This is a genomic window from Desulfobaculum sp., assembly GCF_054921475.1.
Genome location: NZ_JBUDSW010000051.1, coordinates 1 through 16,578 on the forward strand (window position 1 = coordinate 1; position 16,578 = coordinate 16,578).

General features: G+C 60.5%; 17 protein-coding genes. 7 read left to right on the forward strand and 10 right to left on the reverse strand.

Annotation, left to right across the window (positions count from 1 at the left end):
* The coding region (locus tag ACY69P_RS05020; protein WP_462326756.1) for a GNAT family N-acetyltransferase at positions 1–259 on the forward strand (259 nt) is incomplete at its 5' end.
* Between the two features lie 216 nt (positions 260–475).
* On the opposite strand, the gene ACY69P_RS05025 is transcribed toward ACY69P_RS05020, so the two are convergent.
* The 3 genes from ACY69P_RS05025 to ACY69P_RS05035 are packed head-to-tail and all read right to left on the reverse strand — an operon-like array spanning position 476 to position 5,994.
* Positions 476–1,165, reverse strand: a complete 690-nt coding sequence (locus tag ACY69P_RS05025; RefSeq protein ID WP_462326757.1) for a DUF4956 domain-containing protein — start codon at positions 1,163–1,165, stop codon at positions 476–478.
* A gap of 9 nt (positions 1,166–1,174) precedes the next feature.
* Positions 1,175–1,864, reverse strand: a complete 690-nt coding sequence (locus ACY69P_RS05030) for a polyphosphate polymerase domain-containing protein (protein WP_462326758.1) — start codon at positions 1,862–1,864, stop codon at positions 1,175–1,177.
* Positions 1,861–5,994, reverse strand: a complete 4,134-nt coding sequence (locus tag ACY69P_RS05035; RefSeq protein ID WP_462326759.1) for a right-handed parallel beta-helix repeat-containing protein — start codon at positions 5,992–5,994, stop codon at positions 1,861–1,863. Before ACY69P_RS05035 ends, ACY69P_RS05030 begins: the two co-directional genes overlap by 4 nt.
* A 537-nt stretch (positions 5,995–6,531) precedes the next feature.
* Between ACY69P_RS05035 and ACY69P_RS05040 the strand changes: the two genes are divergently transcribed.
* From ACY69P_RS05040 to ACY69P_RS05055, 4 genes are all read left to right on the forward strand, one after another.
* Positions 6,532–6,921 (forward strand): pancreas/duodenum homeobox protein 1, encoded by a 390-nt coding sequence (locus ACY69P_RS05040; protein WP_459901829.1) that lies wholly within the window; start codon positions 6,532–6,534, stop codon positions 6,919–6,921.
* A gap of 638 nt (positions 6,922–7,559) precedes the next feature.
* Positions 7,560–8,003, forward strand: coding sequence for a thioredoxin family protein (locus tag ACY69P_RS05045; RefSeq protein WP_459901830.1), 444 nt, complete (start codon positions 7,560–7,562; stop codon positions 8,001–8,003).
* A 94-nt stretch (positions 8,004–8,097) separates the two neighbouring features.
* Positions 8,098–9,348, forward strand: a complete 1,251-nt coding sequence (locus ACY69P_RS05050) for a MalY/PatB family protein (RefSeq protein ID WP_462326760.1) — start codon at positions 8,098–8,100, stop codon at positions 9,346–9,348.
* Positions 9,349–9,472: 124 nt separating this feature from the next.
* Positions 9,473–10,378, forward strand: a complete 906-nt coding sequence (locus tag ACY69P_RS05055; RefSeq protein ID WP_462326761.1) for a GGDEF domain-containing protein — start codon at positions 9,473–9,475, stop codon at positions 10,376–10,378.
* A gap of 88 nt (positions 10,379–10,466) precedes the next feature.
* Here ACY69P_RS05055 and ACY69P_RS05060 read toward each other — a convergent pair whose 3' ends face one another.
* From ACY69P_RS05060 to ACY69P_RS05085, 6 genes are all read right to left on the reverse strand, one after another.
* Positions 10,467–10,715 (reverse strand): hypothetical protein, encoded by a 249-nt coding sequence (locus tag ACY69P_RS05060; protein WP_462326762.1) that lies wholly within the window; start codon positions 10,713–10,715, stop codon positions 10,467–10,469.
* A 403-nt stretch (positions 10,716–11,118) separates the two neighbouring features.
* Positions 11,119–11,850 (reverse strand): amino acid ABC transporter ATP-binding protein, encoded by a 732-nt coding sequence (locus ACY69P_RS05065; protein WP_459901834.1) that lies wholly within the window; start codon positions 11,848–11,850, stop codon positions 11,119–11,121.
* A gap of 4 nt (positions 11,851–11,854) precedes the next feature.
* Complete coding sequence (locus tag ACY69P_RS05070) at positions 11,855–12,862, reverse strand: amino acid ABC transporter permease (RefSeq protein ID WP_462326763.1); 1,008 nt, start codon at positions 12,860–12,862, stop codon at positions 11,855–11,857.
* Positions 12,863–13,066: 204 nt separating this feature from the next.
* Positions 13,067–13,888, reverse strand: a complete 822-nt coding sequence (locus tag ACY69P_RS05075; protein ID WP_404845553.1) for a transporter substrate-binding domain-containing protein — start codon at positions 13,886–13,888, stop codon at positions 13,067–13,069.
* Between the two features lie 71 nt (positions 13,889–13,959).
* A complete protein-coding gene (locus tag ACY69P_RS05080; RefSeq protein WP_404845552.1) occupies positions 13,960–14,124 on the reverse strand; it encodes a hypothetical protein in 165 nt (54 codons plus the stop codon).
* A gap of 93 nt (positions 14,125–14,217) precedes the next feature.
* Entirely contained in the window at positions 14,218–14,982 is a 765-nt protein-coding gene (locus ACY69P_RS05085) for a dimethylarginine dimethylaminohydrolase family protein (RefSeq protein ID WP_462326764.1), read from the reverse strand.
* Positions 14,983–15,112: 130 nt separating this feature from the next.
* Here ACY69P_RS05085 and ACY69P_RS05090 point away from each other — a divergent pair, with 130 nt between their 5' ends.
* Positions 15,113–15,349 carry a hypothetical protein gene (locus tag ACY69P_RS05090; protein ID WP_404845550.1) on the forward strand — a complete coding sequence of 79 codons (237 nt, stop codon included), beginning with the start codon at positions 15,113–15,115 and terminating at the stop codon, positions 15,347–15,349.
* Positions 15,350–15,431: 82 nt separating this feature from the next.
* Here the strand turns inward: ACY69P_RS05090 and ACY69P_RS05095 are convergent, their stop codons facing one another.
* Positions 15,432–16,052, reverse strand: a complete 621-nt coding sequence (locus ACY69P_RS05095; RefSeq protein ID WP_462326765.1) for an HD domain-containing protein — start codon at positions 16,050–16,052, stop codon at positions 15,432–15,434.
* Positions 16,053–16,253: 201 nt separating this feature from the next.
* Here ACY69P_RS05095 and ACY69P_RS05100 point away from each other — a divergent pair.
* Positions 16,254–16,578 (forward strand): glutamate racemase (locus ACY69P_RS05100; protein WP_462326766.1); only part of this gene is annotated, 325 nt, incomplete at its 3' end.

Below are 16,578 nucleotides of genomic sequence, written 5' to 3' on the forward strand. Positions count from 1 at the left end.
CAAGGGCGGTGAACCACGGTCCGGCGACCAGCCTGGCCGGGGGCTTGGGCGGCGCATGGTCCTGCTGGCCCTGTCCTCTGCGCGGGAATACGGCTACGATGCCTGCTATCTGGAAACGACCCACCAGCTTGGCGAGGCCACCGCGCTGTACGAAACCCTTGGCTTTGAAAAACTCGCCCGCCCTCTTGGCAGCACCGGGCACGATGTGTGCGAACTCCACTTTCTCTACCGCTTCAAAAGCCAGCAAGACGCGGCCTAGCGCGCCGCGCCGCCACCTGCCCAACGCAAACCGGGCCCGCCACGCACACAGCGCGGCGGGCCCGAACATGTTCTGGACTTGTCCCGAACTTGCCCCAAACTTGCCCCGGAAATGTTCCGAACATGTTCCGGACATGCTCCATCTGCCAACAGTTCCTTTTCTGTACGCACTCCACCTACGCGGGCCGCAAAACGCCCCGGCGCGGCGCTCCCGCTTCTACACGTACAGGTTCGTTTCCGGACTGAGCACGGAGATGCTCTTGATGCCCTGCTCCTTTTCCATATCGGCCACCATGGCCTGAATACTCCCCGCACGGCGGCCTTTGGCCTCGAAGGTGTATTCGCAGGAGCCATTGCTGCAGTTGCTGAGCGACGACTTCAGGTCAAGGCGCAGGTCCTTGTACTGGCTGAGGCGGCTGTGCAAAGCCTCGAACCCGGGAGCGTCCTTAGGCGTGGTGAAGGTGACGATAAAGTTGCGGTTGGAGAGGCTAAACGCGCCAAAATGCGTCATAAGCGTCATCACCAGACCGATGACAATGGTGCTGGCCACAGCCACGGTGAAATTTTCCGCGCCCACGGCAAGGCCCTCCGCAATGGCCCAAAACAAATACGCCATATCCGCCGTATTCTTGATGACCGCGCGGAAGCGAATGATGGACAGCGCGCCGATAAGGCCAAGGGACAACGTGATGTTGGAGCCGATAACCGACATAACCGTTGCCACCACCATCGTTACGGACACCAGCGTAAAGCCAAACTGATGTTCCACGCTAATGGAGCGCGAGTTGTAGCGGTAGATGAAGCACACGCACAGCCCAACCACCAGCGACACCGCAAGGCGCACCAGAATCTGGCTGAGGGTCACACCACCGGGCACAAGCACAAGATTCTGCAATTGCTCAAACATAACCTCTCCTTAAAAGACAAAGGAACTGTTGACGGCAAGGTTCTGCACCGCGCTCCCATACTTGCTGATGGCGCGGCGTTGCAGGCGGTATTTCTCCACCACGCGTGTGGCGAAAAACGGCATGTACGACGGAGCCTTGATTTCAAGAACCGCCACGTCATCCGGCAGGACCGGGCGGTGGGGCTCCGGCATTTCATCCCCCGTGACACGCGCGCAGCGCACGTTGCGGTCCAAGGTAATGCGCACGCGCGAGTCCGTGCGCGAGGTCAGGGCGACGCGCTCGTAATCAATGCGCAAAACGGGTTTGAGGCCGGAATACCGGGCAAGGATGGCCACATTGTCACTGAGGGTTTCGCCCGACATGGCGCAGGTTTTGGTGGCAAAGACCATGTCCGGGGCAACACTGGCTTTGTCCTTGTACACCCTGTCCCCCACCTTTTGCTTAAACTCCAAAAAGTACGGCGAGTTCTCGCAGCGGGGGTAAAAGCGCACCCGCACCTTGGTCCGGCGCGTCTGCCCGCTCAGCTTTTGGTGGTAGGCCCGCATCTCCATGTCATCAAAATAGACGGACGCCACATGATAGGTGCAGTCGTCCTCCGCCGCGTGCGGGTCCGGCACGCAACACGGAAACACATCGTTCAGCAGAGACGCAGACTTCCAACGCGCCACGAAATACTTGTACTCTATGCGTTCAATCATGGCGCGCCCTCCCCTGCTGCGGAGACGGTCAAATCTCCAATGTGCGGCACATCGCCAACCGAGTCTGCGACAAAGACGTTCTTGGCATCCGTCAACGTGGCAAACCGGTAGCCAAACTCCCCAAGGGTGCCCTCCGCATGGGCCAGAATGAATTTCTTTTTGCTCAGCTGCTTCTTGGGCAGACGCACCACCTGCGAAATGCTCTTGCCCCGCGTGCGAAAGTCCGTCCCCACCGCGTAGACGGCGGACGGAAGCGCTCTGTCCTGCTCATAGTCCTGCACGCCTATGTCCATGGTATTGCCGGACAGAACGCACCGCTTCAGCACCACCGTTCCGCCGCCGAAGATAGCCTTTTTCTGATAGGCCGTGACACCGGTCTTGCACTGTTCTATGCGGGTGCCGCGTACAAGCACACGGCTGAGGTCCTTGGCCGTTATGCCCTGCACGCTCCGCTGCATCACGCAGTCCACCACCCGCAGCGTGGAGCGCTCCCCTGCGCTGACGCTCTTGTCGCCATGGTCCGTAAAGGTGCACCGCGCCACGTCAACGCGGGAGCCTGAGATATCCACGCCGTCGTTGGCATTGGCCACAAAGCGGCAGTCCTCAACGCGCGACCCACGCGTGACAAGGTCAAGGTCCACAGCGTCCGCGCCGTTTTCCGCGAAGGTGCAGTGCTCAATGACCGCATGGCCGTACTTCACGTTCAAGCTATCGTCGCCGCCCCCCTCGCTGGCGCTTTCAAAGGTGCAGTGCCGGAAGCTGGCATCCGCGTAGTGCACGGCAACCATGCCTGAAAAGTACGCGCCATTGGCGTACGCCTCGGTGCCGCCACGGAACACGCAATGGGCAAAGTCCGCGCGGGATGTCCGCAACACGGCAAACGATCCCCACGGCCGCCCCATAAACGCCCGGTCCACAACAATGGGCTTTTCCGGTGTGCCAAGAGCTTGCACGGGGCCGTAACACACAAGGGACGACTTGGGCGTCATCCGCACATCTGCGCCGGGGGCAATGCGCAGCGTCACCCCCTGCGGCACAACGATGGTGCCTTCCAGAGTATGCTGGCCTTCGGGGAGCACCACAGCACCATCCGCCCCGGCCACAAACTGCGGGTGCCGCGCCACAAAGGATTCCGCCGTACGGAAAATGTCCCGATAGTGGGCAAAGGGCATGCGGTAGCGCTCCCGCGCGCGCTGGATGCGCTGCGCTTCGGCCTGCGCATTACTCTCTACAGTGAAGTCGCGCGCACGTTCACGCCGCTTGGCGGGAGTAACGGCGCAGGGGATAGCCTCGCCCGTGGAGGAATTGCGCAGGGCAAGGCGGACGTCCGCGCGGCGCACGGGCGCATCCGCCTCAATGACAAACGCGCGCCTGCGCGGCGCAAGCACGCCGTAGCGCTCCAAAACGCGCATTAGGCGTCTGTAGCGGCTCGCATCCTTCCGCACGCCATCCTTGAGGACATAGAGAAAAGTCACCGGACGCGGATAATACGGGAATTTCTTCCGCGTGTAGCAGTCGGCCACAAAGTCGGCATCCTGCGGCGCGGTGATGGCGCGGATCATCGCCTCGTACTGGAAGCGCCACATCACCACGCTGGCAAACTGCCTGTAGAAATCCGGCAGAAGCAACGTATCAGGACGCGAAGGGCCCCCTTGTCCGCCTGTAACCGCCGCCCCTGTCGCCGCGTCGCGCACGGTGAAGGGGACGTCCCCGGCAAGGCCAATCTCCTCAACGCGCGCGGGGCTCATGGCGGCATCCTCGGCCAGCAACAGCGCATCCTGATAGTACAGGTTCACGCGCGAAAACTCGGGAAGCTCCAGCGCCCCGCGCGGCTCCACAACAAGCAGATAACGCCACGGCGGGCCGCCGGAGAGCCTTTGCCACGTAGCCCGGTAGGCATCCGTGCGCTGGGTGAAGCGCCTAAGCCACTCGACACGGTCCGCAAAGCGGTTCCGCTGGGTCGCATAGGTCGATGCAAGCTTGCCTTGCTTTTGGAACATGCGTCCATGGTAGCCGTACGTTACGGACGACTTATGGGCACGTTCCGTCTGCTGGTACAGCGTATCCAGCGTGGCAAGGGAGCGCTGCACAAAGGCTTCCGACGAGACGCGCTTCCAAATCCGGCGCATCTTGACGGCGTAATTTTCAGGCCGCAGGCACACAAAATCCATAAAGGGGTTGTGCCGGATGAACATGCGGGAATGGGCAATATTCTGGATGCGCACGTCATAGGGCAGCATCTCGAACCGCCCACACGCCGTGTTCCAGAACAGGACGTCGTTGTGCATCCAGTCGATATGGCAACTGGACAGAATGTTGGAGAGGACGTCGAGGTCAATGATATTGTCCGGCTCGAAATACTGCGAGAAGGCGCCGTAGTCATCCGCCTCCAGCATCTGGCTGAACGCGCCCACGATATGCTCCGTGGGATAGCGCTTGCGGAAGGATTTGGAGGGCTTGATATCCACGGACACAACCTCTTCCAACGGAAACGGCTCGCCCACGTAGGTCAGCTCCGCGTTCGGGTCTTTGCTCAGGCTTGCCGTCAGGTCCGAAACGCTGCCATCGGGCTTGCCCGCCAGCTCCAGACTTTTGCTGGACCTGTCAATGCGCCACATCAACCCCTGCGGCCTGCCGTTGATGATGAGGTAGACAAAATCATTTTGCAGAGGAGTCAGCCCCATGCTCTCGGCAATGCGCTGCGCCCACGCCTCGCCGATAAAGGAGCGGCACACTGGGCGGATAAGGTCCACCCGGTGGCGCTTGGCAAAGTTGATACGCCACGACTTGGTGCGCGCAAAATGGTGCCCCACGCCAAACCCGCGCGTCTTCATGCGGATGTCCACAGGCGCGGAGCCATCAACGGACAGCTTTGCAGGCTGCATATTCCGGTAGCCGGGGAGCATCTTGTACGCGGCGTCACCACGCCATTCGAGGATGTTTTCGGGCCGCCACAGCTCTGGCAGGTCCACGGTGATGGCGTAGACGGGCACACCAAGGGAGGCGGCTTCCTCCTGCATGGCGCGCACCTCCTCGGCGGTGTACACCTCGTCCATCAACAGAGGACGCTCCGTGACCACGCCGCTCTCCTGCATCTGGAGGCCCTCGCGCTCAAGCAGTAGAGGAAGCGTGTCGTCTGTCACCGGATACAGCGCCATATTGTCAAAGCAATTGGCGTACACATACTGATGCATAAAGGCGCGCGTATTGGGCATTCCCACGCTCACCGCCCCGCCGGGACTGGTGAAGACCAGCCCCGTCCGCACCCAGTCGTTCTGCGCAATGGCGAGGGTCACCTTGCGGTGGGCAATGCGGCGTTCGTCCTCGCCGCGCACTTCAACATACGGCCCGGTTGTCCCCAGCAGGTTCTTGGTATCGAAAACCAACAGGTACCGCTGCCCCGGGGTGGTCTGCACTTTTTGGAAGCACCGCGCCGTCAAAATATGCGCGTTGTAGCACCGCTTTCCGTCCGAGGGTTTGTAGATGAAACGCTTGATGAGCGGCTCCTCCGGAGAGGCCATCGCATCCATGGTGATGACGCTGGTATCCATGACCTTGCTGGCAACCTCACGCCACACCGGCCCCATATAGCGCTTCAGGCCCGTCAGCACCGCGCGGAGCGGCTCCTCGCCGCGTTCGGACCAAATCTCTATGCTGCACGTGGCGCTCTTGATGCCGGTGAAGGTGAAATCAATGTCCGGATGCTCCTCCAAAAACGTTTCAATCACCTGCGTCAGGCTTTCAACGCGCAGTTCACGGTCTTCATGGAGCGTCCCATTCGTCACATGGGTTATAAACAGATGGTCGTGGGCGTAGGTATTTTCGTTGGCCCAATAGTCGCCCGCGCCGTACAGGACGTACGAGACAATGACGTTCTGGTCGTCCTTGGTTTGAATTGTAAACCGGCAGGTCAGCTTGGCGAGGTTCCCGTCCATCTGGTCAAGACGGTAGCCGAATGTGATGGGACGGTCGTAGAAGCGTGGACGCAGGCGAAAGGTAATTGGCCGGGAATTAACGTCTACCGTATCATCCGGATGGAACCGTGAGAATGTTGGCGACACCCCACGCTGAAGGGTCCACCCCTCCAGCCCCTGCTCAAAGGACCCATTCTGCAGTATGCTCTGCGGCAATTCTTGGCGGCATCCACAAAGCACCAAAAACACACAAAAAGCAGCACCGCAAAGACGAGACATATGCAATACGGACAACTTCACCGCGCCCCCTGTCCATCATATGAGACCCCACACACCACACCCCAGACGCACTCAAAGGCCGCCACCGAAAAACGTCACATGTTACAGCCATGTAGCATGAGAGTTACACGGAGATGACACCCCACCAACACTAAACATGAACTTGTGGAATATGTCCAGAAAATCGGCAGACATCGCACCAACTTTGCATCCCCCCGGCGCAGACCGACCCCAACGCGCCGTGGCGCAGGCCCTGTGGGGAGGCGCATTTTGCCCACGCCCTCCATTCTGCGCGATGTAGCGCGCCACCACGCCGCCCGCGGCAGCGCCGCGCGCCATAGGCCCGCCCCTCCCCCGCACACTTGCCGCCATGCGGCATCCGTGGTAGCGGGGGCTAGCTTTTCAACACGTCTGCCGCGCGGCGCCTCGCCTCCGGCAGTCCCAGTATCGTTCAACCACTTTGGTGCAAAGGCTATGCAGACCGAATACACGACAGTTTTTAACGAAGAACGGCTGAGGGCCATCTTCCCGCCCGAAAAGACCGATGCGTTTTTCGAGGCGCTCTTCGGCGACAGCAGTGAAGGCGCTTACGACATCCGCCTGCATTTCTGCGGCGAACACAACGGCATCTTTGACTTTGAATTCCAGCTGGCACAGCGCCCGGGCCGGTGCCTTGCCTGCAACCTGACCTACGGCCTGCCGCAGGTTTTCTCCCGCCACCCCGTCATCAACGCAGCGCAGGTGGCACAGGACATTGCCGAGGCCGCAGGCCACAGCCCCGAAGCCGCAGAGTGGACCATCGGCTCCACCCGCGAGATTTCGCCCGGCCTTCATGCCGTACCGCTGACCATCACACTCAGCTAAACGCCTTTTCCGGCACTCCACAGCGCGGCGCGCACCGCGCCGTGGAATGCCGGCCACACCCATATCTGCCACAACGAAGAGCGGGGCTGCGACATATGTCGCAACCCCGCTCTTGTATTGCCGTACCGACCGCCTCGGTACGGCACCGCCAAAGCGCTACTGACACCACCATGGTGCCGGATTATCGTTCCTTTGCGGCGCGCGGCCTTGCACAACATGCTTCAGCCGGCCCCCCACTCGCCACAGCGCGCATTGCTGCGCCCTGCCACGTTCTTGTGCATGCATTTTTTGCCGCATGCTCATCGTGTATATATCGCCCGGGAGACGTGGCGTCCGTCGGCGGGGCGACATGCAGTGAAAAAACATCCACATGCACTTTCTACGCGACAGAAAAACACTACAACTGCAAAAACATCTTGGCAACGAATTTACCAAATTTTTCACCAGTCATATTTTCCACCCACAAAGAATGTGCGCCTGCAACAACGGTAATCCCAGCGCCTTGGTCGGACTACTACAGACGAAACATGTCTCTACTACGTTAAAAACCGAGCGCCCACTCGGTTTTTTTGGCGGCAAGCCAAGCGCTTGCCAGACGCACAGCCGATGCCTATCTCCTTAGAAAAGGAGTGCATGCCATGAGCACCACCAACGCCACCGTGACCATACCATGCCCCGCCTGCATGACCCGCAACAATGCGGACCCTCAGCGCCTTGGTCGCGCTCCCGTGTGCGGCAAGTGCGGCGCCCCGCTCATTCCGGCACGTCCCGTGGCCCTGCGCTGGGAGAGCTTCCCCCGCTACGCCCTGCGCAACTCCCTGCCCGTCCTTGTCAACTTCCGCGCGCCATGGTGCCCGCACAGCCGCCGCATGGTTCCCGAATTCGACCGCGTGGCGACGCTGCTTGCGCCCTACATGCTCACCGCCTCCGTGGACACTCAGGCCGAGGAAGGCCTTGCCGCGCACTACCGCATCGACTCCATCCCCACCACCGTGCTTTTCCGCGGCGGCAGGGAACTGAGCAGAATTGCCGGCGCCGTGGACGCCGAAGAGCTGGCTGCCTGGACTGCGCGGCTGGCCTGAACCCTTGCGCCATGTGGGCAAGGTGTCTATCATCGCGGCGTTACGCCGCACGTCCTGCTTGCGCGGCATCACCTCCACGCCACGAGACACCACAATGAACACGCGCTACGACTTCGACACGCCCATCGACCGCAAAGGCACCGGCTCCGTCAAATGGCAGCTTGCCCCCTCTGGGGAAAACCTCGACACCATGCGCGTTTGCGACGACTGCTTCGGAGACGACGCCCTTCTGCCCCTGTGGGTGGCGGATATGGACTTCCGCGCGCCGCAGGCCATTACCGATGCCCTGATGCAGCGTGTCAGCCACGGCGTGTTCGGCTACACCCTCGCCACACAGGACTACCTAAAGAGCGTCTGCCGCTGGATGCAGCGCCGCCACGGCTGGGACGCCCGCCCGGAGACCATCGTCCCCACACCCGGCATTGTCCCCGCCCTGCACTGGCTGATTCAAACCTTCACCGCCCCCGGCGAGGGCGTCATCGTCCAGCCGCCGGTCTATTATCCTTTCTTTAGCGCCGCAGAGACTACAGGACGGCGCATCGTCCGCAATCCGCTGCGCGAAGAGGACGGCCACTACCGCATGGACTTTGACGGCCTGAAACACCTCGCCGCCCAGCCGGACGTCACCTGCGCCATCCTCTGCAACCCGCACAACCCCGTTGGCCGCGCGTGGACTGCCGAGGAGCTGTGCACCTTTGGCGAAATCTGCCACGCCAACGGCGTCACCGTCATCTCGGATGAAATCCACTGCGACCTGACGCTGTTTGGCACCCGGCACACGTCCTACGCCACCATGCCCGAGCACCTGCTGGCCGACGCGGTCATCTGCACAGCCCCGAGCAAAACCTTCAATCTTGCAGGCCTGCAAACCTCCAACATCTTCGTGCCGGACGCCGGGCGCCGCAAGGCCTTCCGCGCCACCCTCGCGGCCAACGGCATGCACGACCCCAACCCCCTTGGCATGGTGGCCTGTCAGGCGGCCTACGACCACTGCGAAGACTGGCTGGACCAGTTGCTGGAGTACATTGAAGGAAGCATGCTCTTCGTGCGTGATTTCCTCGTCCAGAATATTCCCGCCGCGCACATGCGCCTGCCCGAGGCCACGTATCTGGCGTGGATGGATTTCCGCAGTCTCGGGCTTGACGACCTCGCGCTTAAACGGCTGATGCTTGAGGATGCACGGGTCTTTTTGGACGACGGATATATCTTTGGAAAAGAGGGTTCCGGCTTTGAACGGATGAACCTTGCCAGCCCCCGCAGCATGATACAGGACGCCCTGACCCGCATCGCGGCCAGTGTCACCACGGTGCAACGCGCGCCCGCCACTCCGGAAAAACTTGCATAGAATGGTATTCTGTGTTTGTTAAAGCCACGTTACGCGCCACACCTTCTCCGGAGCATCCATGACGCATCCATGCCAGCCCATTACTGAAATACCAGAGGGATTTCAGCACCTTACTACAACCGACATGTTTCGCTTTCTCCAAGAGCTGCCTCTTGGGGTCTGCATTATGGACATGACGGCCAATATCCTCTGGGCCAACTCATCCTACGAGCGGATAACCGGCTACGCATGGACCAAAATCGCCGACGCTGGCGAACGCGTCAAACGCCTCTACCCAGAACAAGCCTCGCGCCGGAATCTGCACGAGAAGTGGCTCAACGATATCACCACCCCCGGGCACGCAGTACGCGAACTGCGCGCCCGGGTTGCCGACGGCAGTGTGAAGAATCTGGAATTTCGCCTGAACACCCTGCCGGACGAACATATCCTCATGACTGTGGTGGACGTGACGGAAAAGCGCCAGCAGGTGGAATCCCTCTCCCACATGGCGCACACGGATTCCCTCACCGGCATCCATAACCGCCGCTTTTTTCTCTCCCGCGCCTCCGCCGAGGTGGACCGCGCCATCCGCTTCCACCGCCCCCTTGCCGTGCTGATGTTGGACGTGGACCACTTCAAGCGCGTCAACGACACCTACGGGCACCTTGCAGGCGATGAAATTCTGCGCTCCATTGCCCGCTCCTGTGAAGAAAACATGCGTGAGCATGATATCTTCGGACGCATTGGCGGCGAGGAATTCGCGGCCGTTCTTGTGGAAGCCGACTTGGAGATGGCGCTGCACTCCGCCGAGCGCCTGCGCGCCACGCTGGAGTACATTTCCGTCTCGCACAACGGCCAACGCGTGGGGGCCACCGCCAGCATTGGCGTTGCCACCATCACGTCCGTGCACGACTCCCTGCCCGACCTTCTCGCGCGGGCGGACAAGGCGCTCTACACCGCCAAAGCCGCCGGGCGCAACTGTATCCGCCCCTATGTTGAGGAGATGGGCCCGGCCAAGGCCGCCCCCCTCATCCAGCATCCCAGAGCCTAGCCTCTCCTTCCCTGCCCACCCACAAGGCGCAAAAAAAGCGGAGCATCCCTTAGAGATACTCCGCATACGTTTTGTCTTGTGCCGCCGCTTACACGCGCCCGGTCCACACCGTCCCGGCCCCAACCTCGGGCACGGAAACATCCGGCGTTGGCAACCCGCCCGGCGTAGGGAGCGGACGTATGGTGCGCTGCATATCCAGCCCATGGATAAAGTGCGCGACACCGCTGACTATGGCGTCCTCGCGGTTCCACACCTTGCTCATGCGCACCCAGTCGCGCAGCAGGCCGTAGGCGATATCGTGCTGCACACGGGCTATGTCATTAATGACGAGACTCATGAGTCAACGCTACTCCAACGCACACGCCGCCGCAAGTCTGGAAACGCGCCCGCGTCATCGCATCATCGCCCCATCGCCGGGGCATCGCTGGCTCACCGCCTTCTCCTGCCTGACTTCGCCGCGCCGCGCCGCAACGCATCGGCCTCTGCGCCTTCCCATGCGTGCCTTGCGCCACCGCAGAGCGTCAGGCACCTGCCCCTCGCCCTGCCCTTGTGGTGGAGCAAAATCTCAATCCCGCGCGTGCCCTTCCTCCGCCCTTTTACGGCTCCACTTCGCGCGCCAGCCGCGCCACCTCACGACGGCAGGCTAAGGCGGCCTGACGTGACGCCGCACGAAAAAGGGCCGCACTCCCAAAAGGAATGCGGCCCCGCATATCGCCTATAATGCCTTGCGGCAGTGCGCCCTACAGAATCTGCTTCAAGAAGGTCTGCGCGCGCTCGTTCTGCGGATTCTGGAAGAAGTGCTCCGGCGTGCCCTCCTCAAGGATGGCGCCAGCGTCCATGAAGATGACGCGGTCGGCAACCTCGCGGGCAAAGCCCATTTCGTGGGTCACGCAAATCATGGTCATGCCGGACCGGGCAAGGTCCTTCATAACGTCCAGCACTTCGCCGACCATTTCCGGGTCCAGCGCGGAGGTCGGCTCGTCAAAGAGCATGACCTTGGGCTGCATGCACAGGGCGCGGGCGATGGCCACACGCTGCTGCTGACCGCCGGAAAGCTGGTCGGGGTAAGAGTTCCACTTGCTCTCGATGCCCACCTTTTTCAGGTACTTGCGCCCACGCTCCTCGCACTCCTCGCGGCCTTCGCCGCGTACAGTCATAGGAGCCATCACCAGATTCTCCAGCACGGTCTTGTGTGGGAACAGGTTAAAGGACTGGAACACCATGCCCGCCTCGGCGCGGACCTTGTTGATGTCCACCTTGGGGTCAAGCACGTTCGCACCGTCGATGGCAATTTCGCCGCTGTCGGCAAATTCCAAACGGTTCAGGCAACGCAGGAAGGTAGACTTGCCGGAGCCGGACGGCCCGATGACAACCACCACCTCGCCTTCGGCCACATCGCAACTGACGTCACTCAGCGCCTGAATCTTTTCGGGGACGTAGAAGAATTTATTCACATTGCGTACTCGGATCATATCGCTAAACCGCCTTGCGTTCCATGTACTGGATGATCACGGAAAGGGTGAAGGTCATCAGCAGGTACAAGATGGCGCATACGAACCACATCTCGTAGGTCTGCAAGGACGTTGTCACCACCTCGCGGGTCGTTTTGGTCAACTCGCGCACAGCGATAACGCCAAGCAGGGAAGAGTCCTTGATAAGGCTGATGAACTGACCGGCCAGCGCGGGCAAAATGCGGCGGATAGCCTGCGGCATCACCACGCGGCGCATGGCCTGAGAGTAATTCATGCCAAGGGAACGGGCCGCCTCCATCTGTCCGCGGTGCACACTCTGGATGCCCGCGCGGACGATTTCCGCAGTGTACGCGCCCGTAAACGCGGCAAGGCCGACGGCGCCGAACCAAATACCGGGAATACTGGGCAGGCTCCACGCGCCTAGGATCTGGTTCACCAGCGTTCCGATGACGTAATACCAGATCATCAGCTGCACAAGCAGCGGCGAGCCACGCACCAGCTCAATATACGTTATGGCGGTCCATTTGAGCAGCGGATTGTCGGAGATGCGGAACAGGCCTGTGGCAATACCAAAGACAAGGCCCATCACAATGGACATGAGGCTGACCTTGAGTGTTATCCACAGACCGATGAGGAACTGCCCAACCTTCCAGTGCTTATGCACTCCAAGGGTGTCGCCGGGGTAGACAAAATCTCCCTCCATGACGCGGATGTCCTGACCGGGGACGGAGTATTCCTCCACGGTGCCATCCATGGCAGTGACCTCAACCTCGTATCCCTTCTTGGACTGCTCGACGGCGGTCACTTCGCCATCGAGCTCGGTTCGGATGTTCTGCTCATCTTGGTAGAAGAAGTACTGGGGCACTCGGTACCATCGCCACGTGTAATCGACATACTTGGTGGCTCCATACAATCCGAGGCACGTCAATGCTACCAAAACAAAAAACATGGACGTCCAGAACCGCTTGTAGTGCGGGCTTCTGGGCCGGTCCAAACCGGGATAGAGTGACATTCTGTCTTCACGCTCCTTTTCGCCCCGCGTCATCGGGGGCGCACAGATTTCCTTCAAGCACGCTTCCGGCGCGCTTGCGCATGCCCCCGAAAGCTCCGGAGGCATGCGCAAAAACACCGGCGCAAAACGCAGATGTCTGCAATAATCGCCCCGCGCGCCCTTTTCAAGAGCACGCGGGGCGATATGTCAGCTTTTTTTTGCGGCCTACTGGATCTTGTTGAACCAGGAGGTCGACTGGATCCACTTCTTGTAGATGCGGTCGTAGCGGCCGTCGGCCTTCAGCTGATCCTGGAAGTTGTTCAGGAAGTTCAGGAAGTCCGGATCGCCACGGCGGATGCCGATAGCCATAGGCTCGTAGGTGAAGGGCTTGTCCAGCAGCACAAGGTTCTTGCCACCCTGCTGGGCCATGAAGACCACGCAGTAGGGCAGGTCGTACACAAAGGCGTCGGACTGGCCGTTGGCTACGTCCATGGCGGCGTCGGGCTGCTTGTCAAAGGACTTGTAGCGCGCCTTGGGCATCATACGCTTGGCGGCCATCTCCCCCGTGGTGCCAATGCAGGAGGCCACGGTGTACTTCTCGTCGTTGAGATCGCGGTAGCTCTTGATCTCATCCTTGAGGTTCTTGTTGATGAGAATGGCCTGACCGATGGTCAGGTACGGCTGGGGGAAGGAAATCTGCAGATTTCTTTCCTGCGTCAGCGTCAGGCCGGAGATGATGACGTCGTACTTGTCGGACAAGAGGCCGGGAATGATGCCATCAAAGTCGGTGTTGACGATTTCCAGACGCACGCCCATGGCCTTGGCCAGTTCCTTGGCGAGGTCAACGTCAAAGCCGATGATGCGGCCCTTTTTGTCGGTCATCTCAAAGGGTGCATAGCCGGGCTCCAGCCCGACACGCAGGGTGCCTCGCTTGAGGATGGACTCGATGGTGGACTTCTGAGCAAGCTCAATGTCGGCGGCGAAAGCCTGTCCGGCCAGCGCGAAAATGCAGACGGCGACCAGAAGCAGTTTTTTGGCAAAATGCATCCGCGGACCTCCTATGCGATGTTGATCAGTGATTCCCGTGGCGGGGAAAGGGCAGGATGTCTACAAAAAGGTCAATACTTCCCTTCTGTCAGGATTTCCTTGATGATCATCTTCTTCTTGCACACCGGGCAGGCCGGCATCTCCTCTTCCGGAAGGTAGATAACCTGGGAAATCTTGTGTGTCGGGCAGTGGACCTCGACGGCCTCTCTCTTGTATCTGTCCTTAAAGGCATCCATGACTCATACTCCGTGACAAATAGTGGCAATATACTGTCAAAAGCACTTTTGACAAGTTCTAATCATTATTTGACAAATTTGTAAGCGCTATCTTCACGACAACCGCAGGGAGAGGCACGTCAGCGCGCCGTCCATCTTGCGGGTTTCCGTCATGTCCAGTTCGACTACATTGCGCCCCAGCCCGTCAAGTATTTTCCGCGTGGACGGAAAGCCCGCGGGCGTAATGACAGTGCCGTTGATATACAGTGCATTGGCGGCGTACTCTTCCTGCGGCTCCACAATATGCAACGTATAACCGGAGAACTCCTCACGCGCGGCAAATTCCTGCGTTATCAGCAGGTCGTTGCCACCAAGGGACGTCACGCCGCACTTCAGGTGCAGTCCTTCACGGACGGGGACCAACGTGCAGGTATAGCCGTAAGCCGTCAGGATATCACCAAGCTGTTTCGCGCCCGCCTCATTGGTGCGGCCAGAGACGCCAATGAAGAACTGGCGCTCCACCTGCAACACGTCGCCGCCGTCAACGGTGCCCGGAGCTTCAATGCGCACAACGGGTCGTCGTTCTTCAAGGATGGGGACGATGCGCTCCTTCTCGCCGTTGCGTTCAGTGGCGCCGGGGTTGGTAATAACGGCGACCTCCGGGGTCACCACGGCAACGTCCTCCACAAAGTGCGCGTCCGGAAAGTCCGGCTCGGCGGGCAAAACGTCCACCGTCAGGCCAAGACCTCGAAGCGTGTCCACGTATGCCGCATGCTGCTTGAGCATCAGGGAATAATCAGGCACACCAAGCTCACAGGCCGTGGTGATGCCGTCTGCAAACCCCTCGCAAGGCGTGCGGACAATGGCATGCGTAAACATTTGGCAAATCCTCTACGGTTGAGTTATCGGAACCGACATGCTTATGCCCGAAACAGCGCCATGTCAAAAATTACAGCGCCTTCGGCTCAATTTCCCCAAACCGTAACGCACGAGGCATCCTGCACCCGTCATGCTCACTATCCGCTGCTCCCGCTGCAAGACCAAACTCTGGAAGTACAACAAGCTCGGCAAAGGCGAAGTGCTGCGCTGCCACAAAGCCCGCATTGATAAAATGCTGGATGCCGAGGTGGACGGCGACCGCATCCGCTGCCCCTGCGGGCAAATCGTGGGGCACGACAAAGGCAGTTTTTACAAGATGGTCAAGAAGGGCTTTGTGTACTCCGGCAAGAAGGTCAACAAGCTCTAGCCCGCCCTTCCGCGCCCCGGCGGCTTGCACCCAAATTTGCCCGCCCGCCTCGCACTCCCTTTCCATTACGCGCAGGCCACACTCAGCTGTCCGGCTCCTCCACGCGTTCACCGCGCGCGGCCTGCCGTGCGTAGACGCAGTTTTGCGTTTCCGCGTCCGCCGCCTCGCGCACCGCGCGGATGAAGTCGTCCACATTGGTATACTTGACCCCATACCCTAGGTTAAAGGCATAGTCGAAGCTCTGCGGGTTCGTTCCCTGTGCCTGTTGGAGCACGGTTTCCAGCTTATCCAGAGCCTTGATGAGGCGCGCTTCCGCCGTTCTGGCGTATTCGTAGTCCTCCCACAGCTCCAGCAGCCAGCGTTGGATTCCAGCATCCAGCGGGCGAATCAGCTCCTCAAAGTCCGCGCGCTCGCCATCGCTTTTGTCCCCGCACTGTTCCGGCGCGGGAATGTCGCCGTTGATCGCCTCGCCAAGGTCATGCACGATGCTCAGTTCCAACAAGCGCTTCGCATCCAATTCCGGGTATCTGCGGCTTACGAGCATGGCAAACAGGCTCAGCCGCCAGCTATGTTCCGCCGTACTCTCCTGCCTGCCCGTGCGCGTCCACGTTGTACGCATCGTGCTTTTCAGCGCTTCGGCGCGGCGCAGAAAGTCCAACAGGCCATAGAGTTCCTCATCACGCGGGGGCGTGTTTGTCTGCATTGGTCCAACTCCTTCAAATCACTCAGCGTGCTTGTCTTCACCCTGCATACGGTAATCCCCCTCAGCTATCAAACCCGGCGCCCGCCCATGCGCCCCCGCGCCGCACTCGGGCATTGACTCCCGCCGCGCGTCGGAGCACTATCGGCCACCACCGCCGGGGGTTGGCCTCGGCCTTCATGACATTCCAACACGAGCCTCAACATGAACCGTAGCGAACTCCCCATCGGCCTTTTCGACTCCGGCGTGGGCGGATTGACCGTTCTCAAGGCCATGCGCAACCGCATGCCCTGCGAAGACCTCATATATCTCGGCGATACCGCGCGCCTGCCCTATGGCACCAAAGGCCCGGACACCATCACCAAATACGCCCTGCAAGCCTCGGCGCGCCTTGTGGAACGCGGCATCAAAGCCCTCGTCATCGCCTGCAACACCGCAAGTTCCGTCGCCCTCGACGCCCTGCGGGCCGAATATCCGGACATCCCGGTCCTCGGCGTGGTCGAGCCCGGCGCGCGCGCCCGCGTCAACG